The following is a 21,909-nucleotide window of genomic DNA, read 5'->3' on the forward strand; positions in this document are numbered from 1 at the left end:
AATATCCTCATAATTGGTTATACCATATAGTTTATATTAGTAAATTCACTATCCTCAAAAAAATCTCTACACTCTACTAAATTAACATCTTCTACTTTTTCACTTATTTCTACTGTAGTTATATATCCCATATTATTTAAGATTTTAGCTATTTTATTTTTTCCTACTTCCAAAACTCTCATCCATTTTTTTTCACATTTCATATCTACATTAATGCTCTTATCCAGCACCTTAATATAAGCATCTACTTCTCCCATATTTACAGTTTTCACAGAAGCTACAAATTTAATATTTTTTGAATCTATTTTCTTTCCTCTTTTTCTTTCATCTTTAATTATTAATTTACATGGATATTCTTGTTCATTCATATTTATAGGAACATCCATATAATAATATTCATTAGATATAGAATTAAAAACTTTAAAATCATTTATCTTGTTATGTAATACTTGTGCAACTTTACTAAAGGTTTCTGATTTTTGATTACTATTTTCTTCAATAGCTTGCTTTATAACCTCTTTCATCTCATTAATTTTATTATCTAATTGTTCCTTTACCTTTGATGATGTGTCAAGTTTTTCACTAATCGTCTTATTAATTTCAAGGTGTTTTTTTATTTCCATCTTTTTTTCATCATTATTAATATTTTCTTTACCTGAAGCAACTTCTTTTTCAACATTATCTATATTTTCTTTTTTGATTATATTTTTTGTATCATTTGTATTTATAATTTTTTTATCATTTATGTTATCAAGATTTTCTACATTTTGTTGTTTACTAACTTCATTATTATCAAAATCAGTATCTAAAAGCTTTTTTAATATTTCTTTACCACTTAATTCTTTTAACTCATTTGTATTGTATATGTTTTTTACATAATTATTATTTTTAACAATACTATTTCCTTTTAAATTAGAGTTTTCAATATTAACTTGTTCACTTTCTTTTACAATATTCTGCATCTTATTATCAAATTCATTTCTCTGTTCTGCTTTATTTATTGTATTTGGTTCAGTATTTGCTATTTTATTTTGAAAAATTTGTTTATCCAACTCTGTTATTCCTTTATATATTGTCATAGGTTCTTTTATAATTTTACTAAAACTTTTTATATTATTTTCTGTTAGCTCAATATCATTTTCAAGCATAGTAAACAATTCATCAGCACTTAATTTTTTAAATTCACTAAAAAAACCTTTTAATGATTTTTCAACATTTTGTCCTTTTGGGCTATTTATATCAATATCTTTATTATCTAAATACTTTAAAATAAAGCTATCTTCTTCATTAGAATCTATTATTATTTTATTTTGAAATTCCAATAATGATTTAATCTTAGATATATTTTCTCTTGTTAATGGCATTTTACATTTTATCATTTTTTCTAAAACAGTATAATCTTCTTTATCTGTATATATTCCTTGTTCTTCTAACGTAGTTTTTAATAAATTTTCAGAAACTTTTTCAGTTTCATCATTTACAATTTTAATTACAATTTTACCATCTTCATATCCTTCTACTTCAAACTTTAGTAATTTATGAGGCACAAAATCAATAGGTTCTTTAATTTGTGCTGAAAATTGCCATCCATCTAAAAGTTTTAATATTGCTTCATTTGTTAGGCTATCTAAATCAGTAATCCTTGCTGTGAATTTTTCTCCTAATTCAAAAGACAGTTTTTTATGGATTCTTTTTGAATTTGCATTATGTGTACTATTGATATTCAAAATTCCAGCCATTAATTTCATACCCTCCTTCAATACATATACCCTACACTTTAATAATCAGTTTAATTCTTTTTTAATAATATCAACATATCACTATTTTATTTGAATTAATATATATTCTTTTTTATTATCGTGATAAAATTGTACATCTATATATTTACATTATCATATGATTAAATTACATAATTAAAAATTTCAACTGCAAAATGCAAGTTGGAAATTATGCAATTTTCTCATATAAATATTATATAAAACTTTTATAGAAAACAAAAGAAAATGCCTAACATTAGACATTTTCTTTTGGAAAACTATTGTACAACTATCTTGTAATATTTTTTCTTACCCTTTTTAATAATTGCACTTCCATCTTTAAAATTATCTTCAGTAAGTATAGCCTTTACATCAGTAACCTTTTCATCATTTAGTGAAATACCGCCTTGCTCAACAAGTCTTCTTCCTTCTTTTTTAGATGGAATTACTTTTCCACTTAAAAGAATATCAAGTAAAGCTGTACCAATCATATCACTACTTATTTCTATAGTTGGTACATTACTCATATCAGCTCCACCACTAAATAATGCCTCTGCTGCTTGTTGAGCCTTTTTAGCTTCTTCTTCTCCATGCACTAATTTAGTAACTTCATATGCTAATACTTTTTTGGCTTCATTAATTTGAGCATCTTTTAATGCTCCTAATCTTTTAACTTCATCCATAGGTAAGAAAGTAAGTAATGCCAAACATTTTTCTACATCTGAATCTCCTACATTTCTCCAGTACTGATAAAAATCATATGGTGAAGTTTTTTCTGGATTAAGCCACAATGCACCATTTACTGTTTTACCCATTTTCTTACCTTCACTATTAGTTAATAGTGTACATGTCATAGCATACGCAGATTTTCTTTCTTTTCTTCTTATAAGTTCCATACCAGCAATCATATTAGACCATTGGTCATCTCCACCTAATTCCATTACACATCCATATCTTTTATTTAATTCATAAAAATCATATCCCTGCATCAACATATAGTTAAATTCTAAGAATGATAATCCTTTTTCCAATCTTTGCTTAAAACATTCTGCTGTAAGCATTCTATTTACTGAAAAATGTATTCCTATATCTCTTATAAATTCTACATAATTAAGATTTAAAAGCCAATCTGCATTATTTACCAATATAGCTTTATCATCACTAAAATCAATAAACCTTGAAAGTTGTTTTTTTATTCCTGCTACATTATGCTCTATTTGTTCTTTAGTAAGCATTTTTCTCATATCAGTTTTACCGCTAGGATCACCAATCATAGCTGTTCCACCACCAACTAATGCTATTGGTCTATGACCAAATTTTTGCATATGAGCCATAAACATCATTGCAATAAAGTGTCCTACATGCAAACTATCTCCTGTTGGATCAAACCCTATGTAAAATGTGATTTTTTCTTTTCCTAATAATTCTCTTATTTCTTCTTCATGAGTTGTTTGTTTTATGTACCCACGCTCCATTAAAGTATCAAATACATTTGACATTAAAAATACCTCCTACTCTTTTAATAAAAAAAATCCCATATATCCATTAAAGAATATATGGGACGAATTCACTTCGCGTTACCACCCAATTTGATATATCAAAAAAGCTATATCATCTCTTTCCCTTATAACGTAGGGATACCCGTAACAACCTACTAGTATAACTAACTTTCAGTATAAAATTCAGAAATGTATTTCACTATGTTCCACCAATCAGTTTTCACCAGCCACTGACTCTCTTATGGTTCACACAATTACTTTTTTCCATCATTATCTTTAACACTATACAGTTTATCTAATATTATATAAATAAAATTAGATAAATGCAATAAGTTTTAAAATAATAATGTTTTTTATTATTTATACTTACATACTAACACTAAACTCTGAGTAGATGAATTTTTCAACTTCTTCTATATCTCCTTTAGTTTCATGAATCTTTTTAACAATTGCTGAACCAACTATAACACCATCTACATAAGGTGTAAATCTTTCTACATCTTCTCTGGATGAAATACCAAATCCTATAGCTATTGGTAAATCTGTATGCTTTTTAACAGTTTTTAAAAATTCATCTACTTCTTCATAAAATCCATCTTTCATACCTGTAACTCCTAATGAAGAAATACAGTATACAAACCCCTTTTTACCTTCGACTACATCTTTTATTCTTTCTTTAGATGTAGGTGCTACTAATGGAATAAGTGCCACATTATTTTTTTTGATATATGGTATTATTTCATCCTGTTCTTCTAAAGGTAAATCAGGAATAACAAAACCATCTATACCTATTTCTTCACATTTATCCACAAATTCTTTTATTCCATAAGCTAATATTGTATTGTAATATACCAAAAACACCATAGAAATTTCTGTATTTTTACGCACTCGCTCTATGCAGTTAAATATATCCTTTAACTTGATTCCATTATTCAAAGCATTTTGTGCTGCTTTCTGTATTATAGGTCCATCTGCAAGAGGATCAGAAAAAGGAATTCCTACTTCAATAATACTTGCTCCAGCTCTTTCCTTTGCATAAATAAGTTGTTCAGTTTTTTCAATAGATGGATCTCCTGCTGTTATATATGTTATTAATGCTTTCTTATTATTTTCTTTTAACTCATTAAACTTTTTCTCTATTCTATTCATAACTACTATACCCCCAAATCATTTTTTTCCAATATATTCTGCTATTGTATAAACATCTTTATCGCCTCTCCCTGACAAGTTAATAACTATAATTTTATCCTTACTCATTTTAGGAGCAATCTTTACAACATGAGCTACAGCATGTGAACTTTCTAATGCAGGAATAATCCCTTCCACTTTAGATAAATATTGAAATCCTTCTACAGCTTCTTTATCTGTTATAGAAACATAGTTAGCTCTTTTTATTTCATCTAAAAACGCATGTTCTGGACCAATACCTGGGTAATCAAGTCCTGCTGAAATAGAGTGAGCTGGTTTAATTTGCCCTTCTTCATCCTGTATAAGAAGAGTTTTCATACCATGAAGAACTCCTACTTTGCCTTCTGCAATTGATGCTCCATGCTCACCTGTTTCTATACCTTTCCCAGCTGCTTCTACACCAATTAATTCTACTTCTTTATCTTCAACAAATGGATAAAAGATTCCCATAGCATTACTTCCGCCCCCTATACATGCAATAACCTTATCTGGAAGTCTACCTTCTACTTCTAATATTTGTTTTTTAGTTTCTTGTCCTATAATCTTTTGAAAATCTCTAACCATAGTTGGGTATGGATGAGGACCTACTACAGAACCTATAACATAAAATGTGTCTTCAACTCTTCTTACCCATTCTCTTATAGCTTCATTTGTAGCATCCTTTAAGGTTCCTGTTCCTGACTTAACAGATTCAACCTTTGCTCCTAAAAGTTCCATTCTAAATACATTAAGTTTCTGTCTTTCTATATCTTCTTCTCCCATAAAAACTGTACATTCCATATCAAATAATGCTGCTCCCGTAGCAGTAGCTACTCCATGCTGTCCTGCACCGGTTTCTGCTATTACTCTTTTCTTACCCATTCTTTTTGCTAAAAGCAATTGAGCAATAACATTGTTAATCTTATGAGCACCAGTATGATTTAAATCTTCTCTTTTAAGATATATTTTTGCACCACCTAATTCTTCTGTCATTCTTTCTGCATAGTACAGTGGAGATGGTCTTCCCACATATTGTTTTAAATAATACATATATTCTTTTTTAAACTTTTCATCATTACTATATTTAATAAAAGCCTCTTCTAGTTCTTTTAATGCATTCATAATTGTTTCTGGTACATATTGTCCTCCAAATTGTCCAAATTTACTTTTTAAATTCATATTTCTTCACCTTCCTAATAAATTTTTTTATTTTTTCTTCATTTTTTTGCCCATCTTTTTCAACTCCTGAACTTACATCAACCATATGTGGATTAACTATCTCAATACACTGTTGAACATTTTCTGAATTAAGTCCTCCAGCTAAAATAGTAAAATAATTTTTTGAAAACTCTTTTACTAAACTCCACTCAAAACTTATTCCTGACCCTGCTTTTACTCCATCCAATAAAAATCCTTTTACATTTTTATATCTCTGAGCTTTAATTAAATCTTTCTTATTTTGTACTGATATTGCCTTCCAAACTGGAACAATAATTTTTTCACATTCCTCTGAACTTTCTTCCCCATGCATTTGTACAATATCAATTCCACAATAATTAACAATGTCATTTATTTCATCATAAGGAGTATTAACAAATACCCCTACCGCCTTGATTTTAGTGCTTAATATTTTTTTCATATCTCTTACTTGTTCTTTAGAAACCTTACGTTTACTTTCTACAAAAACAAATCCTACATAATCTATAGGATATTTATTTATCATTCTTATATCTTCTAATGTTTTTAATCCACAAATTTTAATTTTAGTCTTCATAAGCATCCTTAAACTCCTTAGCTTTTTGCATAATATCATCGCATTTCATAAAGCTTTCACCTACCAAAACTCCATTTATATTTGCTTCTTTTAAAACTTGTATATCTTCTTTATTGTGAATTCCACTTTCACCTATAACTAATATTTCATCTGAAATAAGCTTTTTTAATTTTAATGTATTATTTAAATCTACAGAAAAATCTTTTAAATTTCTATTATTAATTCCAATAATCTTAGCACCTGCACCTAATGCAGTATATACTTCTTCTTCTGTATGAACTTCTACTAACGCATCCATATCAATAGAATATGCTATATCAATAAACCTTTTTAAAGTTTTTTTATCAAGTATTGCTGTTATAAGCAAAACACAACTTGCCCCTAATATTCTTGCTTCATAAATCTGTTTTTCATCTATAATAAAATCTTTTCTTAAAATCGGAAGAGAAGTTACACTTTTTATTTGTTTCAAATACTGTGGACTTCCCATAAAAAAATGTTCTTCTGTTAATACTGAAATTGCATCCACAGCTTTTTCATATTCTCTTGCAATATCTTGTGGTCTAAAATCTTCTTTTATTAATCCCTTAGACGGAGAAGCTTTTTTTACTTCACCTATAATAGATAAACCTGATTTTTTTATAGCATTATGAAAACTTTTAGGTTTTTCGCTATTTTTTATTTGATCTATTAATTGTTCTTTATCAAGAAATTTTTTTTCCTTTAAAGTCTGTTTTTTTCTTTCTACAATTTTGTCTAATATCATATTAGCCTCCTTGTATACTCAATATATTGATTCATTTTTTCATAAACCTTACCACTATCAATAAGTTCAGCAGCCCTGCTAATACCTTCTTTAATTGAGTCAGCTTTTTTACCTACATACAAAGCAGCACCAGCATTTAAAAGTAAAATATCTCTCTTAGCACCTTTTTCTCCTATAAATAAATTTTTAATAATTTGTGCATTTTCTTCTGCATTCCCACCTAAAATTTCCTCTTTTTTACTTCTTTTAATGCCTAGCTCCTCTGGTGATATATAATAAGTCTTTATTTCTTTATTCTTTAATTCAGTAACCTTAGTTTCTTTAACAGAAGATATTTCATCTAAACCCTCCATTCCATGAACTACCAAAGCATGTTCTACTTCTAAATTTTTCAGTACCTGTGCCATAGTTTCAGTTAATTTTTCATCAAATACTCCTAATACTTGTGATTTAGCCTGTGCTGGATTAGTTAATGGCCCTAAAATATTAAAAATAGTTCTAAATCCAAGTTCTTTCCTAGGAGCTACTACATTTTTCATAGCTTTATGAAATATAGGAGCAAACAAAAATCCAATATTTTGTTCTCTAACACATTTTTCTACTTGATTAGGAGTAATATTAATATTTACTCCTAGTGCTTCCAGTACATCTGCACTTCCACTTTTGCTAGAAACAGACCTATTACCATGTTTAACAACAAAGCAACCTGCTGCTGCACTTACCAAAGCTACTGCTGTAGAAATATTGAAAGTACCTGATTTATCCCCACCAGTTCCACAAGTATCTAAAGTATATAGGTCCTCTAAATTTACTTTTTGGCTTTTTTCTCTCATTAACTTGGATCCGCCTGTAATTTCTTCAATAGTTTCTCCTTTTAATTTAAGAGCTGTAAGAAAACTTCCAATTAACGTAGGTAAGGCTTTGCCTTCCATTATTTCTTTTAAAGCTGCCATCATTTCTTCTTCCGTTAAATGTTTATTTTCAACTAGTTTATTTACTACTTCTTTAATCATCTTTATCACCTCCTTCTATAAAATTTTTTATCATTTCCATTCCCTCTGGTGTATAAACAGATTCAGGATGAAACTGTAATCCATATAAAGGATATTCTTTATGTGAAATTGCCATAATCTCACCATCATCTGTTGCCGCATTAATTTCAAATTCTTTACATAGTGTATCTTTATTTATAGCTAATGAATGGTATCTGGCCACTTGAATTGGATTTTGTAGTCCTTTAAAAATTCCTTTTTGATTATGTTTAATCATAGAAGTTTTACCATGATAAAGTTTTTTAGCATAGGTGATTTCACCGCCAAAGGCTCTTCCAATACATTGATGCCCTAAACATATTCCAAGTATAGGTATCTTTTTATAAAATGTTTTTATAAACTCAATACAATTACCTGCTTCATCAGGAGTTTTAGGTCCTGGTGATATAACAATTTTGTCTGGATCTATTTTTAAAATTTCACTAGCCGTTATTTCATCATTTCGAAAAACTTTAACTTCATCAAACTCTCCTAAGTATTGATATAAGTTATATGTGAATGAGTCATAATTATCAATTAATAGAATCATTCTTCTAACCTCCCAACTACTTTGACTAATGCTTTAACCTTATTCTTAGTTTCTTCATATTCACTTTCTGGAATAGAATCTGCTACAATTCCTGCACCAGCCTGCATATATGCCATTTTGTCCTTTATTATCATGGTACGTATAGCAATACACATATCCATGTTTCCATCAAACCCAAAGTATCCAACAGCACCTCCATATATACTTCTTTTTTCTTTCTCTAACTCTTCAATAATCTCCATTGCTCTAATTTTAGGTGCTCCTGAAAGCGTACCTGCTGGTAAAAAAGAAGCTAGTACATCAAATGGATCTTTATCTTCTCTTGTCTTACCTTCTACCAACGAAACTAAATGCATTACATGAGAATAATTCTTTACTTTCATAAAATTACTTACATTAACTGATCCTATTTTTGATACTCTTCCCATATCATTTCTTGCAAGGTCTACGAGCATTACATGTTCCGCTCTTTCTTTTTCATCATTAAGTAAATCATTTGCTAGCATCTCATCTTCTTTTTCATTTTGACCTCTTTTTCTAGTTCCAGCTATTGGACATGTATAAACCTTATCCACTTTCATTTCAACCAACATTTCAGGAGAACTTCCAACCACCTGATAATCTCCAAAGTTTAAATAAAAAAGATATGGTGATGGATTTATACTTCTAAGTTTTCTATATATTGTAAAAGGATCTTCTTTTATTCCTATTTCCCATCTTTGAGATAATACTACTTGAAAAATGTCACCTTCATAAATATATTTTTGAGCTTTTTCAACCATCTGCATAAATTGTTCTTTTGTAGTATTACTTATTGCTATATTATTTAAATTACAATTATCTAATTTAATATTTTCAAGCTCAGCATTACCTTCTTCCAGAATTTTCTGTATATTCTTTATTTTGTTTTCCGCTTTTTTTATACCTTCATTTGTATCCTCTTCTAAAACACACAATATAATTTGATTATGCAAATGGTCATATGCAATAAATTCAGTAATAATCATTAATTCTACATCTGGCAAATACATAGTATCTTCAGTTTCATTTGGTATATTTTCATATTGACGAATAATATCATATGCAATAGTTCCTATTGCTCCTCCTATAAAAGGTAAACTCGTATTATTACAGACTTCAAATTGCTTCATATATTCTCTTACAACATCTAATATTTTTCCTTTTTTTATTTCCTGTTTATAATTATTATCTATAATAACTTCATTATTATTTGCCTTTAAAATGGCATAAGGATTTTTACCTATAAAAGAATATCTTCCATTTTCTAAATCTGTAGTCTCAAGTAAAATTCCTTTTTGATCTCCAACATATTTCTTATATAATGTTATAGGTGTTTCTGTATCTCCTGAAAGCTTTTTTATATATGGAACTAAAATCTTTTTCCCCAATTTCATATACCCCCCTTTAGAATTTATATAACAAAAAAAGACCATTTCATCCACTAAACTGGGACGAAATGGTCTCCGCGGTACCACCCAAATTAAAATATATTATATAACAGCATTTTCAAAAAATAAAAGGTACTTCATCCACTACAGGACGAAACACCTAGATTTCGCTATGCCACCTATAAAACATATCTTCTCTCAATCAGATACAGAGCAATCTTTCATTTTCACTCGATATCTTACCTCTGTAACGTGAGGACACGGTATTAGCTACTAAAACTTCACCTAACATCTCATGGACCCATTCCTTAAAGTTTCTTGTTATCGGACCTTACACCACCCACCGACTCGCTTAAACAAAAATACTAAAAGTACTCCTTCCAATCATTGAATTTAAAAATTAAATTTAATCTGTTTTTTATATTTTATATATTTTATTATACTTTGTCAACATGCAAAATTTTGTAATTATACGGATTTCATAAAACACTAATAATAGCATAAAAATAACTAAGACCTTCTTATAACTTTTAAGAAGACCTTAGTTATACCCTAGAAATTTATTTTACAGTTAACTATGCAACATATTTTTTCACAAAATCAGGTACAGCTTCTTTTCCTTCACTAATACCGAGGTAAATATCAATGCCACGATTTTTTATTAATTTTTCTATATCAAAAAATAAATATGCAGCATCTCGAAGATCTCCGTCTATAATATTAAACAAGCCATCAATATACATTGTTGTAATATCATAGTCTTCTGACAGGATACCGCATAAAAATCCATAAAAACTACTATAGTTTTTTAAATTAAATTCCTCTGTTGAAATAAACCTTATCTTTCTATCTAATTCAAACATAGGTCTACTATCATCATCAATATAAACTATATTTCCTTTAGATATTTTCGCCTTCTCATTTGCAGATTTAATTAGAAATTTAGTTTTTCCAGCCCCTTTCTTGTCACAAAAAACATGTAGCATGTTAACCACTCCTTTTTTATTATTAATAAATACCCTTTATTTAATTATATAATATTCCGAATTTTCTTTCAATACTAACTTGAAATATTTTCAATTAAATGTATTTATTCCCGGATAAACCACTTTAAAATTGTTATATCTCAATGAATTTATAAAAAATACTTTACCATGTTTTTTAAATGCTTTTTTCATTTTTGTAAATCCTCTGCCTGATTTAATAAATCTCTTATTATTGTCCATCGTTATTATTTTTTCGTAAATCCACATATTTCTCTTTATATAGTTATGAGGAAATACATTAGTGTCATTATTATCTTTTAAAAGTATTCCTGGACTAATTACACTTATATTATTATAATCTATGATAATTTCAATTTCTTTATTCACTATAGTATAGTCTCTATATAAAACTGCGTTCTTAATTCCTTCATATACCGCATAGCAAGGATAATTATTCGGTAATATTTTTAAAAGCCATTCCTCACTTTTATCTAAAATACTTAATAAGTCACCTTGTATTATTATTATTTCATCAAAATCTCTATTTACCGTATTTACTATTCTAATCATATTATTCGAAACAAGCAGATAATTAATTTTAGAGAAAACCACTAATCCACCTAAAGTTCCGTAATACTTTTTTGCTTCTTCATCTAAATATATCATTCTTGTATTTTCCATAAGTATTATTCTATTTTCATCATTGCTTTTAATTCCATGAATACTAAAATATTTGTCTACTAATTTAAAATCAAAGTTATCTATACTACTATTAACAATAGGTGTAAGCTCAATATTTAAATTCATATTCTCTTGAAAACTTGAAACTAATTCTTGCTTTCTCATTGTATCTGTTGTTGAACCACGTCGTATATAGAAAGCTCCATTTTCTCTAAATTGATATGGTTTTTGATTGCTTTGAAATATAGTTATAACAGCAACATTTTTATTTTTATATTCTATAAATTCTAAAGTAATAGGTATAGGTGGTTCACATCTTGAACTTATTATCTGTTGAATTTGTTCTTCGGTAAAAACATCCTTTTCAACTCCAACTACTCTCTTTGTCTTATCTTCAATTCCTATAATAAGATATCCTCTTCCCCCTCTTGAATTAGCTATTGCACATATATCCTTTGCAAATTCTTTTTTTCCACTTTCTATACTTAAATCTATTTGTTTCTTAAAATCTAATTTAACACCTTCTTGCCTTTTAAGTAAACTTGCTAACTTCTTTTTATTCATAAATATCCTTACCTCAATTTCATACTTACTATATCTTATTCAAAAAAAAGGCAATGAATTACTCATTGTCTCTTACTAATAGTGTTTTTTATCTATATATAATTTTGTTTTTCCCTTCTTTTTTAGCCTCATATAATCTTATATCCGCTATGCTTATTACTTCATGTAGATTATGCCCATTAACAGGATAGTAGCTAATTCCAAAACTTGCTGTAACACTACTTTTTGTATTCCCACAATAAATAATATTCTTGCTGATTTTTAACCTTATATTATTAATTTTATCATAAACTTCATCAATATTATCTAATTCATTTATATAAATTATAATTTCTTCTCCACCATATCTCCCAATCATGTCATTTTTATCAATATTATCCTGTATTATTTTTGTTGTTTGCTTTAAAACCTCATCTCCAAACAGATGACCATTTACATCATTTGTTTTCTTAAAGTCATCCAAATCAACCATAATAATAGCAAATTTGTTATTAGGATTCTCTTTGATTTTTTTCTCAACCAGTTCAAAAAAATGCTTTCTATTATAGATAGTAAGTAACGGATCTCTTATTGCACATTCTCTAATCTGATTATATAAAACATTATTTTCTAAAGCTATTGCTATTTGGTTTGCTATAGTTGTAATAAAATTTATATGATCATGCCCAAAAAAATTATACAGCGTATGTTCAACTATCATATATCCTATAAATTTTTCTCTTAATGCTATAGGCACACCTATTACTGAATGAATATCTTTTCTTGCTGAATCCTCATCAAATAATGGTTCTTTAGCGTTAATTATAAATGGTTCTCCACTGAGCAACTCTCTCCAATAATCTTTATGCAAAAAAACATTGTTATCTTCTTTAACATTAGTTGCCTTAACAACCAACTTGTCATTTTCCATAGAATATATAGAAGAATATGTAGCACCTAAAACACCTATACTCATATCATTTATCATAGTAATTAAGTTTTTATCACTAATATAGGAATTTATATATTTACTAATTTCTACTATATTTGTGACTGCATCCAGCTTTTTTTCTAATTTAAAATTTCTATCACTTATAATTTGTATAGTAGTCTCAGCAAAATTCCTATATGTTTCAAATTCATCTTTTAATTTTAAATATTTTTCATAATATTCATTTTTTAAACTATCATCGTAACTATTCATATAGTCTCACTTTCCTAAAAAAATCAGCTTTATATTTTAATATAATATTATAATATTCTTCCTGATTAATCAACTTTCCTCTATTAAATATAAAATCAAATAGATTCAGGTTGTTGACCCTTTGTCAACAACCTGAATCTATTTGATAATGAATATACTTTTATATTATAAATATATGTTGTGCAAATTTTACATTATATAGATATATTTGATCTTTCTAGAGCTTTCTTTACAGTTAAACTTAGTGGAACTCCTATAATTATACCGGCTAGAGCTTGTGATATATTTCCTGGTACATCCTTTAATGCTAAAATGAACGCTTGATTTAATGTAGCTGTTTTAGCAAAAACAAATCTTGCTAATACTGCACCGCTAAAGTAATATGCAATAATCATAAATATTCCGGCAATGGAAAAAGCCAATAAATTATTCCACACATTTTCACCCTCATATTTTTTTCTATATACTATGCTAGCCGCTATAAAAGCCATTAATCCTTTTATTATAAAAGTAAATGGTGCCCAATATACATATCCTGATAATACATCAAATAAAGACATTCCAATAGCAGAAGCCATAGCACTTTTTTTTCTTCCTAATAATACAGCAGCTAAAAATATCATACTATCTCCTAAATGAACAACCCCCATAAATGAAGGAATATGAACAATAAATGTAGCAACACATATTATTGAAGCCATAAGCCCTACTTGTACTATACTGTTTATTTTAGTTGAACTCATTCTTAATCCTTTATGTTTATTTTCCATTTTGTTTTCCTCCTAAACTTCGTTTTTATATATGTTATAAAAAATATCCATTAATCGCAAGTGTATGGATACATTTTTATAAATAATTTTGTATAAATCATTATAATCATATTAGTTTTTGTAAATACTACATTACATATAATATAAATGGAGGAATTGTTATGACATTTTTTAGATGGTTAGGTGGATTTGTAATTTTATTTTGGTTAATTGGATTAATATTTAAGCTTGGAGGCGCTTTAATAAACTATTTACTTGTCTTCGCAGCTTTAATTTTTATTCTTGATGCTTTGTTTAATAGAAAAAAATCATTATAGTTCTTAAACTCTTGAAACTTAAATTTTACAGGTTAATGAGTTTAAATTTACTTTGAGAGGAGAGAAGGTTGTGTTGTTTAAATATAGCCCTACATTATGATATTATCTTCTACAAACACTTACTGGAATTCCATAAACAAAGCATATAAATTATATCCTACATTAAATTCAAATCAAAAATGCGATGTAATAGTCATCGGTGGTGGAATAACTGGCTGTTTAATTACTTATTACCTTTCACAATATAATTTAAATACAATATTAATTGAAAAAAATTTAATAGCTCATGGAAATACTGCTGCTGATTCATCTATTCTTAAATATGATATGGAATTACAAAAACTTATAAACTATATTGGTAAAAAAAAGGCTGTTCGTATTTATAAACTATGTCAAAAATCTATAGATGATATTGAAAACATACTATATAATATAAAAAAGGTTTGTGATTTTGAAAAAAAGAATTGCATTTATTTATCAAATCATCCTGAAAAAGATGATTTCATAGAAAAAGAATTTAAGCTTAGAAAAGAATTAGGCTTTGATGTACAATTTATGAATAAAAATCAAATGGAGAGTTACTTTCCTTTTTGTTGTTATTCTGGAATTTTATCAAATAATTATGGAATAATAGACCCTTTTAAATTTTGTCATGCACTTTTAAAAAGCTCTACAAAAAAAGGTGTCAAAATTTATGAAAATACTACTGCGATAAGTTATGATTATTCTTCTAATATTATGAGAGTAAATACTGATAAAGGACACCACATTCATTGTAAAAAAATTGTGTTTGCTGATAGTTTTCTTTGTTATAATTTAATTAATGAAAGTAATCTTATAAAATTAAAAAACACTTATTCAATTATAACTAATCCAATATCCTCTACTGAAAGCTGGTATAAAAAATGTATAATTTTAGAATCTGATTACCCACATATGCATATTACCTCAACCAAAGATAATAGAATATTAGCTAGCGGCTTTGATGATGATTTTAATTCTAATAATAGCTCAATAGACAATTTAGGAAAAAAAGCTGCTTCTATTAAAAAAGTATTAGAAAATATGTATCCACATATAAACAATATTAAAATAGATTATTTGGGCAATAGAATTTTTACCCAAACTGAAGATAATATTCCTATAATTGGAGAACACCCAAAATTTCCAAACTGTTATTTTAATTTAGGCTTTGATAAAAATAGTACTATATACAGTGTTATAAGTGGTCAAATTATTAAAGACCTTATACTATATAACAATAATCCTGATGCAGAAATTTTTAGTTTTAATAGATAGATTTTCTCATAATTAATAGATATAATTATTTTCATTATTTATAATAATAAAACCATAGTTATGAAATTTAAATTCACTTCATAATTATGGCTTTTTAATTTTATTCAAATATTATTTTACTCTTCACTCTTTCCAACATCCGATAATACAAGTCCTTTATTATGTTCAAGAGCCCAATTTATCCCCCAATCATTAGAAAACAATAACAAATCTCTCTCTTTTAAATCTTTTACTATTTTGGTATCACTTGTTACATTTAATTTTTGAACTTCTGTTTCTATTTTTTCAATCCATCTTATATTAGTGAACGATAATCTTTCTATCTTTATATCTACATTATATTCATTTTTTAATCTGTATTCTAAAACTTCAAATTGTAATACACCAACAACCCCTACAATTATTTCTTCTATTCCTATATGAAGCTCTTTAAATACTTGAATAGCACCTTCTTGAGCAATTTGAGTTATTCCTTTTATGAACTGCTTTCTTTTCATAGTATCCACAGTTCTAACTCTTGCAAAATGTTCTGGTGCAAAACTTGGAATTCCTTCAAATTTAAATTTATTAGAAGCTGGGCATAATGTATCCCCTATACTAAAGATTCCCGGGTCAAACACACCAATTATATCTCCTGCATAAGCTTCTTCAACTATTTCTCTATCTTGTGCTAGAAATTGTTGAGGTTGTGTTAATTTAACCTTTTTACCCTGTTGAACATGATAAACATCCATGCCTTTAGAAAACTTACCTGAACATATTCTCATAAAAGCAATCCTATCTCTATGAGCTTTATTCATATTTGCCTGTATCTTAAATATAAAGGCTGAAAAGTTTTCATCATATACATTTATTTTACCTTTATTTGTATTTCTTGATAATGGTGGGGGCGTAAGACTCAAAAATTCCTTAAGGAAAGGTTCTACTCCAAAATTAGTTAAAGCACTACCAAAAAATACAGGTGTAAGCTCCCCAACTCTAACTTTTTCTAAATCAAATTCTTCTCCTGCCATATCTAATAACTCTATATCTTCTACAAGTTTTTCGTGCAAATGTTCTCCTATTAGTTCTTTAATATGTTCGTCTTCTACTGATCCTTCTACCATCTTTGCTTGGCTTTGGCCATGATTTCCACCTTCAAATAATATTACTGCTTTTTTATTTCTATCATATATCCCTTTAAAATCAGCTCCACATCCTATAGGCCAATTCATAGGATAAGACTTTATTCCAAGCTCACTTTCTATTTCTTCCATTAATTCAAATGCATCTCTTGTTTCTCTATCCATCTTATTTACAAAAGTAAAAATAGGTATTTCTCTTAAACTACAAACATGAAATAATTTTCTTGTTTGTGCTTCTACACCTTTTGCTCCATCGATTACCATAACTGCACTATCAGCAGCAATCAAAGTTCTATATGTATCTTCACTAAAATCTTGGTGTCCTGGAGTATCTAATATATTTATACAGTGATTATCATAATTAAATTGCATAACAGAAGAAGTAACAGAAATTCCTCTTTGCTTCTCTATTTCCATCCAATCTGATACCGCATGCTTTGTAGCTCTTCTAGCTTTAACAGAACCAGCTTCTCTTATTGCTCCCCCATATAGTAAAAACTTTTCTGTCAATGTTGTTTTACCCGCATCTGGGTGAGATATTATAGCAAAAGTTCTTCTTCTCTCTATTTCACTTTTAAAATTTGCCACTTATTTTCTCCTCTTTCTTGTTTATTTTTAGCCTTTCCATTATGATTTTAACTTTATTAGATTGCTATGTCAAACATAAATAAAAGGCTTGCTAACTATACAACAAGCCTTACTCTTCTTTTTGATTTTCATTAAGTTTAATAATATCTATAATTTTTTTAGCTCTTTCCTTTGTGGCTCCTTCAATAATAGTATATGGTACATTTTCAGCATCTAAAAAATTCATTATAGCAGAATCTATACTTTTTGCAGTTTCTTCATCCTGCCACCTTACACCATCCTTTAAATACCCAAATTCTCTAGGTACAAAAAATATATAATCGTACTTAGGTATATCCTTTAACGCTAAATAATACAAATCCTTTAATATTTCAATTTCCTTCTTAGTTCTTTTTTTACTTCCAAGCATAAACCTTCCATATACATAAGGTACGAATGTTGCATAATCTGTTATGGCATAATCAAATTCATTTAACTTTTCTTCTAATATAGCTTGTCCTATATATATTCCATATTGCTCTGATATAGTTTCAATCATTCCTTTATCTCTAAGATAGTCTGTAGAATATTCCGATTCTGCCCCTACAGATAGACCCCTAATTTTCATTTCAACATATAATTGCTGTATTAGTGTAGTTTTCCCACAACGTGGTCCACCTAATATTGCTATTCTTATTGGCATATTTAAACCTCCATAGTAAATTCATCACGAATTCAATTATATCAATGGATTGTGTATTTTTCAACTTTATTAAACCTTACTTTTATCTCTATAAACATATTCACCTTTTTAATTTATTAAGTGATATAATAAGAATATTGCAAAACAGTATTCTTATATTACTGAACTAATTAGCATAAAATATTGGGGGTCATTATATGTATAAACTTATAGCACTAGATATGGATGGTACTCTTCTAAATGAAAACAAAGCTATTTCTGAAGAGAATCGTACAGCTATTGAAAAAGCTAAACAAAAAGGAGTTAAAATTGTTTTAGCTACTGGAAGGCCAAAAAAAGGTATAGAAAAATATTTAGAAGAATTAAATCTTGTATCCGATAATGATTATTGTGTAACTTATAATGGTGGAGTAATTCAAAACACAGGAACAAATGAAGTAATTTCGATGCAATTATTACATGAAGAAGATGTTCATTATTTGTATAATTTAAGTAAGACACTAGATGTTAATATACATGCACTTACAACAACTGGATGCATATCTCCTAAATTAAGTAAATATACTAAACTTGAGATAGATTTAAATAACATACCATTTGAAGAAGTGGATTTTCAAAGTATTGATTCTTCTTATAACATAGTAAAAGTAATGTTTATAGACGACGAAAATAAACTTTCTAAAGTAATCGCAAATTTACCAAAAGAAGTTTATGAAAAATATACTGTAGTAAGAAGTGCTCCTTTTTTCTTAGAATTCTTAGACAAATCAATTAATAAATCCACAGGCGTTAAATCATTAGCAAAAGCCTTAAATATAAATCAAAATGAAATTATTTGTGTAGGCGATGCAGGTAACGATGTTCATATGCTTAAATATGCTGGTTTAGGTGTAGCTATGGGAAATGCCTTTTCAGAAGTTAAAAAAATTGCTGATTACATAACCTATACAAACGAAGAAAATGGCGTTGCTCACATTATTGATAAATTCATATTAAATGATACTGATCTATTTGAAAACTTTAATGGTATAGAAAAGGCTGTGTAATATAAGAATATTGCTTCGCAATATTCTTATATTAAAAAGGGGGAATTGCATGTACAAACTTATAGCAATTGATATAGACGGTACTTTATTAAAGAATGACAAAACCATTTCTAAAGAAAATTATCTAGCAATTGAAAAAGCTAAAGCTAAAGGCATTAATATTGTTTTATCAACTGGCAGACCTATTCAAGGCGCTGAAAAATATTCAATAAAATTAAATTTAACAAGTAATACCAATTATGCTGTTGCATACAGTGGTGCTCTTGTACAATGTTTAGGGAATAAAGAGATACTTTTTGAATCTATTTTAACTCATGATAACATAAAATTTTTATATGCTCTTTCTCAAAAACTCAATATAACATTAAATGCAGCCACAGCAAATTCACTATTAACTCCAACTTTAAATTTAACTACACAAGTTGAATCATTTCTTTCAAATTTACCTGTAAAAATAGTAGACTTCAATGATTTAAGTAAATATCCCATTATTTATAGAGTTGTTTATCTAAATGAAACCCAACCATTTATAAAAAAAATAAAAACTTTATTAAAAAATACTAATATTAAATATAATATTTTAGATACTCTTAATAGAAATGATGACTTGTTTTATCACAAAAATAACCTTCCTAGTGAATTATATAATAAATTTACAGTATTTAAACCTTCATCTAACACTCTTGAAATATTAAATAAAGGAATTAACAAAGGAACTGGGGTTGAAGTTATAGCTCACAAACTTGGTATCCATAGTGAAGAAGTTATATGTATTGGTGATTCAGAAAATGATATAGATATGATAAAATACGCTGGTCTAGGTGTTGCTATGGGCAATGCCTCACTCGATGTGAAAAAAGCCGCTGACTATGTAACTTTTACTAATGAAGAAAATGGACTTGCACATGTTATAAATAAGTTTATTCTTAAAGAAGAAGAAAAAGCAGTATAAATAAAAAAAAGTGCTGTGCACTTTTCTTTATTTTATAGGAATAAATCCTATTTTCTTTTGAACTTTTCTCAATGTCTTATTAGCTACATAGTTTGCCTTTTCTGCACCTTTTTTATAAATTTCTTCAAGCGATTTTTTATCATCAAGTAATTCCTTTACTTTTTTTTGTATTGGTTCTAACTCATTTATTATTGCATCACCAACATCTTTTTTGAATTCTGCATATCCTTTTCCTTGATAATATTTTTCTATTTCATCAAAAGTTTTACCTGTAATAACATTCAATATTGTCATTAAATTTTTAACTCCAAGCTGTTCATCAGAATATTTAACTATTCCAATACTATCAGTAACCGCTCTACTTATTTTCTTTCTAATAACATCTGGAGTATCCATTATAAGAATATATGAATTAGGATTATCTGATGATTTAGACATCTTTTTAGTTGGATCTTGTAAATCCATAATTTTAGCTCCTGCCTTTGGTATATATGGTTCTGGTATCTTAAATGTAGGACTATATGCATTATTAAATCTTTCTGCTAAATCACGCGTTAACTCTAGATGCTGTTTTTGATCTGCTCCAACTGGTACTAAATCCGCTTGATATAATAAAATATCAGCAGCCATTAATGCAGGATAATTAAAAAGTCCGGCAGCAATATTATTTCCATATCTTTTAGATTTATCTTTGTATTGAGTCATTCTGCTAAGTTCGCCCATATATGTGTTACAATTCAAATTCCATGCTAATTCACTATGTGCAGGTACATGTGACTGAATAAATAGTGTGTTTTTCTCAGGATCAATACCCGCAGCAATATATATCGCTAATACTTCAAAAGTTCTTCTTCTTAAATCCTTAGGTATTTGTTTTACTGTTATTGCATGTAAATCCACTATACAATAATAGCAATCATATTCCCCTTGAAGCTTAACCCAATTTTTTAGAGCTCCTAAATAATTTCCTATTGTAAGGTCACCTGAAGGCTGTATTCCACTAAATATAACTTTCTTTACTTCTTGTTGTTCCATTTTTATTCCTCCCTAATAATAAAAACTAAAAAATATATAATACTAGAAGTACATTTTAGTACATTAAATACTTCTAATTTTTATAATTTAACAAAACAAAAACCCTATATAACTAAATTGTGTTATATAGGGCGTATTATACGCGGTACCACCTATTTTTGAAAAGCTAAAACTTTTCCTCATTAAAGATACCTTATAGTATCCTGCAATTATAACGTATAGCTTACGTCTAGAATTACTAAAAATTTCATTCTAAATCTCCAAGACCCATTCACCTTAAACATAATTACTGTAATCTCACCACCAACAGTTCTCTTGAAATCTGTTTTTAAGGTTACTTACTTCTCTTCACAAATTATATTCTCGCTTTTTATATATAATATTCTTATTATGGTTTTTTGTCAATATCATTTTTAGTTTAATATTTAAAATAATATTATTTTTACTAGTTCTTTTAAATTAATTATTTTCTATTTTCGTGGAATACTAATTTTTGAGGTAATAATTTAAGAAAGGAGATAAATTTATGGAAAATAAAAATAATAACATCTATGGACCTCATGAAAGAGGATATCTTGAAGAGAAACCCAAAATAATAAAATCTCATTCAGCCAAAGATTATACTATCCTTCCAGATCCAGTTCAAGACCCAATAGTTACAAATGATATATCTAATGCTGAATTTGATTATACCTATAATGGCGGAGATGATATTCTAGAATAAATATT

21 protein-coding genes and 3 other annotated features are annotated in these 21,909 nt (G+C 27.8%); of the genes, 5 read left to right on the forward strand and 16 right to left on the reverse strand.

Going from position 1 to position 21,909, the window contains the following annotated elements; all coding sequences use genetic code 11:
* Positions 1–17 precede the first annotated feature (17 nt).
* The 13 genes from OW763_RS02390 to OW763_RS02450 form a co-directional block, all read right to left on the reverse strand.
* Positions 18–1,739 carry a hypothetical protein gene (locus tag OW763_RS02390; protein WP_268039460.1) on the reverse strand — a complete coding sequence of 574 codons (1,722 nt, stop codon included), beginning with the start codon at positions 1,737–1,739 and terminating at the stop codon, positions 18–20.
* A gap of 296 nt (positions 1,740–2,035) precedes the next feature.
* On the reverse strand, positions 2,036–3,256 hold the full coding sequence (gene tyrS / locus OW763_RS02395; RefSeq protein ID WP_268039461.1) for a tyrosine--tRNA ligase: 1,221 nt from the start codon (positions 3,254–3,256) through the stop codon (positions 2,036–2,038).
* 55 nt (positions 3,257–3,311) lie between these two features.
* Positions 3,312–3,536: a binding site (T-box leader), on the reverse strand.
* A gap of 86 nt (positions 3,537–3,622) precedes the next feature.
* Positions 3,623–4,405 carry a tryptophan synthase subunit alpha gene (gene trpA, locus OW763_RS02400; RefSeq protein WP_268039462.1) on the reverse strand — a complete coding sequence of 261 codons (783 nt, stop codon included), beginning with the start codon at positions 4,403–4,405 and terminating at the stop codon, positions 3,623–3,625.
* 18 nt (positions 4,406–4,423) lie between these two features.
* Entirely contained in the window at positions 4,424–5,602 is a 1,179-nt protein-coding gene (gene trpB, locus OW763_RS02405; protein WP_268039463.1) for a tryptophan synthase subunit beta, read from the reverse strand.
* Positions 5,586–6,197, reverse strand: coding sequence for a phosphoribosylanthranilate isomerase (locus tag OW763_RS02410; RefSeq protein ID WP_268039464.1), 612 nt, complete (start codon positions 6,195–6,197; stop codon positions 5,586–5,588). The genes trpB and OW763_RS02410 overlap by 17 nt, the downstream gene beginning before the upstream one ends.
* On the reverse strand, positions 6,187–6,963 hold the full coding sequence (gene trpC, locus OW763_RS02415) for an indole-3-glycerol phosphate synthase TrpC (protein WP_268039465.1): 777 nt from the start codon (positions 6,961–6,963) through the stop codon (positions 6,187–6,189). The genes OW763_RS02410 and trpC overlap by 11 nt, the downstream gene beginning before the upstream one ends.
* Positions 6,960–7,976: an anthranilate phosphoribosyltransferase gene (gene trpD, locus OW763_RS02420; RefSeq protein WP_268039466.1), complete on the reverse strand. Its 1,017-nt coding sequence runs from the start codon at positions 7,974–7,976 to the stop codon at positions 6,960–6,962. Before trpD ends, trpC begins: the two co-directional genes overlap by 4 nt.
* Positions 7,969–8,544 carry an anthranilate synthase component II gene (locus OW763_RS02425; RefSeq protein WP_268039467.1) on the reverse strand — a complete coding sequence of 192 codons (576 nt, stop codon included), beginning with the start codon at positions 8,542–8,544 and terminating at the stop codon, positions 7,969–7,971. Before OW763_RS02425 ends, trpD begins: the two co-directional genes overlap by 8 nt.
* On the reverse strand, positions 8,541–9,959 hold the full coding sequence (trpE, locus tag OW763_RS02430; RefSeq protein ID WP_268039468.1) for an anthranilate synthase component I: 1,419 nt from the start codon (positions 9,957–9,959) through the stop codon (positions 8,541–8,543). The genes OW763_RS02425 and trpE overlap by 4 nt, the downstream gene beginning before the upstream one ends.
* Before the next feature lie 50 nt (positions 9,960–10,009).
* Positions 10,010–10,350 (reverse strand) — a binding site (T-box leader).
* Between the two features lie 178 nt (positions 10,351–10,528).
* Entirely contained in the window at positions 10,529–10,939 is a 411-nt protein-coding gene (locus OW763_RS02435) for a hypothetical protein (RefSeq protein ID WP_268039469.1), read from the reverse strand.
* Positions 10,940–11,029: 90 nt separating this feature from the next.
* Positions 11,030–12,184 (reverse strand): AlbA family DNA-binding domain-containing protein, encoded by a 1,155-nt coding sequence (locus OW763_RS02440; RefSeq protein ID WP_268039470.1) that lies wholly within the window; start codon positions 12,182–12,184, stop codon positions 11,030–11,032.
* 88 nt (positions 12,185–12,272) lie between these two features.
* The gene (locus OW763_RS02445; protein ID WP_268039471.1) at positions 12,273–13,367 is read right to left on the reverse strand and encodes a sensor domain-containing diguanylate cyclase; all 1,095 of its coding nucleotides are present in this window, start codon (positions 13,365–13,367) and stop codon (positions 12,273–12,275) included.
* Between the two features lie 194 nt (positions 13,368–13,561).
* Positions 13,562–14,137, reverse strand: coding sequence for an ECF transporter S component (locus OW763_RS02450; protein WP_268039472.1), 576 nt, complete (start codon positions 14,135–14,137; stop codon positions 13,562–13,564).
* Between the two features lie 161 nt (positions 14,138–14,298).
* Here OW763_RS02450 and OW763_RS02455 point away from each other — a divergent pair, with 161 nt between their 5' ends.
* On the forward strand, positions 14,299–14,454 hold the full coding sequence (locus OW763_RS02455; protein ID WP_268039473.1) for a DUF5670 family protein: 156 nt from the start codon (positions 14,299–14,301) through the stop codon (positions 14,452–14,454).
* Positions 14,455–14,550: 96 nt separating this feature from the next.
* Positions 14,551–15,753, forward strand: coding sequence for an NAD(P)/FAD-dependent oxidoreductase (locus OW763_RS02460; RefSeq protein ID WP_268039474.1), 1,203 nt, complete (start codon positions 14,551–14,553; stop codon positions 15,751–15,753).
* Between the two features lie 116 nt (positions 15,754–15,869).
* On the opposite strand, the gene OW763_RS02465 is transcribed toward OW763_RS02460, so the two are convergent.
* Positions 15,870–17,465 carry a peptide chain release factor 3 gene (locus OW763_RS02465; RefSeq protein ID WP_268039475.1) on the reverse strand — a complete coding sequence of 532 codons (1,596 nt, stop codon included), beginning with the start codon at positions 17,463–17,465 and terminating at the stop codon, positions 15,870–15,872.
* Positions 17,466–17,574: 109 nt separating this feature from the next.
* Complete coding sequence (locus OW763_RS02470; RefSeq protein ID WP_268039476.1) at positions 17,575–18,147, reverse strand: ATP-binding protein; 573 nt, start codon at positions 18,145–18,147, stop codon at positions 17,575–17,577.
* 197 nt (positions 18,148–18,344) lie between these two features.
* Between OW763_RS02470 and yidA the strand changes: the two genes are divergently transcribed.
* Positions 18,345–19,193 carry a sugar-phosphatase gene (yidA, locus tag OW763_RS02475; protein ID WP_268039477.1) on the forward strand — a complete coding sequence of 283 codons (849 nt, stop codon included), beginning with the start codon at positions 18,345–18,347 and terminating at the stop codon, positions 19,191–19,193.
* Between the two features lie 49 nt (positions 19,194–19,242).
* Entirely contained in the window at positions 19,243–20,145 is a 903-nt protein-coding gene (locus tag OW763_RS02480) for a Cof-type HAD-IIB family hydrolase (RefSeq protein WP_268039478.1), read from the forward strand.
* A gap of 27 nt (positions 20,146–20,172) precedes the next feature.
* Here OW763_RS02480 and trpS read toward each other — a convergent pair whose 3' ends face one another.
* Positions 20,173–21,180, reverse strand: a complete 1,008-nt coding sequence (gene trpS / locus OW763_RS02485) for a tryptophan--tRNA ligase (protein ID WP_268039479.1) — start codon at positions 21,178–21,180, stop codon at positions 20,173–20,175.
* Between the two features lie 124 nt (positions 21,181–21,304).
* Positions 21,305–21,541 (reverse strand) — a binding site (T-box leader).
* Positions 21,542–21,706: 165 nt separating this feature from the next.
* On the opposite strand from trpS, the gene OW763_RS02490 reads away from it, so the two are divergent.
* Complete coding sequence (locus tag OW763_RS02490) at positions 21,707–21,904, forward strand: hypothetical protein (protein ID WP_268039480.1); 198 nt, start codon at positions 21,707–21,709, stop codon at positions 21,902–21,904.
* The last annotated feature ends 5 nt before the right edge of the window (positions 21,905–21,909 follow it).

Origin of the sequence: Clostridium aestuarii, from assembly GCF_026735135.1 — a bacterium.
GTDB lineage: Bacteria > Bacillota > Clostridia > Clostridiales > Clostridiaceae > Clostridium_H > Clostridium_H aestuarii.

Bases quoted from the DNA above. Each gene is read 5' to 3' on its own strand.
- trpE (WP_268039468.1), bottom strand. From the start codon at position 9,959: ATGAAATTGGGGAAAAAGATTTTAGTTCCATATATAAAAAAGCTTTCA.
- trpB (WP_268039463.1), bottom strand. From the start codon at position 5,602: ATGAATTTAAAAAGTAAATTTGGACAATTTGGAGGACAATATGTACCA.
- OW763_RS02490 (WP_268039480.1), top strand. From the start codon at position 21,707: ATGGAAAATAAAAATAATAACATCTATGGACCTCATGAAAGAGGATAT.
- OW763_RS02455 (WP_268039473.1), top strand. From the start codon at position 14,299: ATGACATTTTTTAGATGGTTAGGTGGATTTGTAATTTTATTTTGGTTA.
- trpC (WP_268039465.1), bottom strand. From the start codon at position 6,963: ATGATATTAGACAAAATTGTAGAAAGAAAAAAACAGACTTTAAAGGAA.
- trpA (WP_268039462.1), bottom strand. From the start codon at position 4,405: ATGAATAGAATAGAGAAAAAGTTTAATGAGTTAAAAGAAAATAATAAG.
- tyrS (WP_268039461.1), bottom strand. From the start codon at position 3,256: ATGTCAAATGTATTTGATACTTTAATGGAGCGTGGGTACATAAAACAA.
- OW763_RS02450 (WP_268039472.1), bottom strand. From the start codon at position 14,137: ATGGAAAATAAACATAAAGGATTAAGAATGAGTTCAACTAAAATAAAC.
- OW763_RS02440 (WP_268039470.1), bottom strand. From the start codon at position 12,184: ATGAATAAAAAGAAGTTAGCAAGTTTACTTAAAAGGCAAGAAGGTGTT.
- OW763_RS02470 (WP_268039476.1), bottom strand. From the start codon at position 18,147: ATGCCAATAAGAATAGCAATATTAGGTGGACCACGTTGTGGGAAAACT.
- OW763_RS02435 (WP_268039469.1), bottom strand. From the start codon at position 10,939: ATGCTACATGTTTTTTGTGACAAGAAAGGGGCTGGAAAAACTAAATTT.
- OW763_RS02445 (WP_268039471.1), bottom strand. From the start codon at position 13,367: ATGAATAGTTACGATGATAGTTTAAAAAATGAATATTATGAAAAATAT.
- OW763_RS02460 (WP_268039474.1), top strand. From the start codon at position 14,551: ATGATATTATCTTCTACAAACACTTACTGGAATTCCATAAACAAAGCA.
- yidA (WP_268039477.1), top strand. From the start codon at position 18,345: ATGTATAAACTTATAGCACTAGATATGGATGGTACTCTTCTAAATGAA.
- trpS (WP_268039479.1), bottom strand. From the start codon at position 21,180: ATGGAACAACAAGAAGTAAAGAAAGTTATATTTAGTGGAATACAGCCT.
- trpD (WP_268039466.1), bottom strand. From the start codon at position 7,976: ATGATTAAAGAAGTAGTAAATAAACTAGTTGAAAATAAACATTTAACG.
- OW763_RS02480 (WP_268039478.1), top strand. From the start codon at position 19,243: ATGTACAAACTTATAGCAATTGATATAGACGGTACTTTATTAAAGAAT.
- OW763_RS02425 (WP_268039467.1), bottom strand. From the start codon at position 8,544: ATGATTCTATTAATTGATAATTATGACTCATTCACATATAACTTATAT.
- OW763_RS02410 (WP_268039464.1), bottom strand. From the start codon at position 6,197: ATGAAGACTAAAATTAAAATTTGTGGATTAAAAACATTAGAAGATATA.
- OW763_RS02390 (WP_268039460.1), bottom strand. From the start codon at position 1,739: ATGGCTGGAATTTTGAATATCAATAGTACACATAATGCAAATTCAAAA.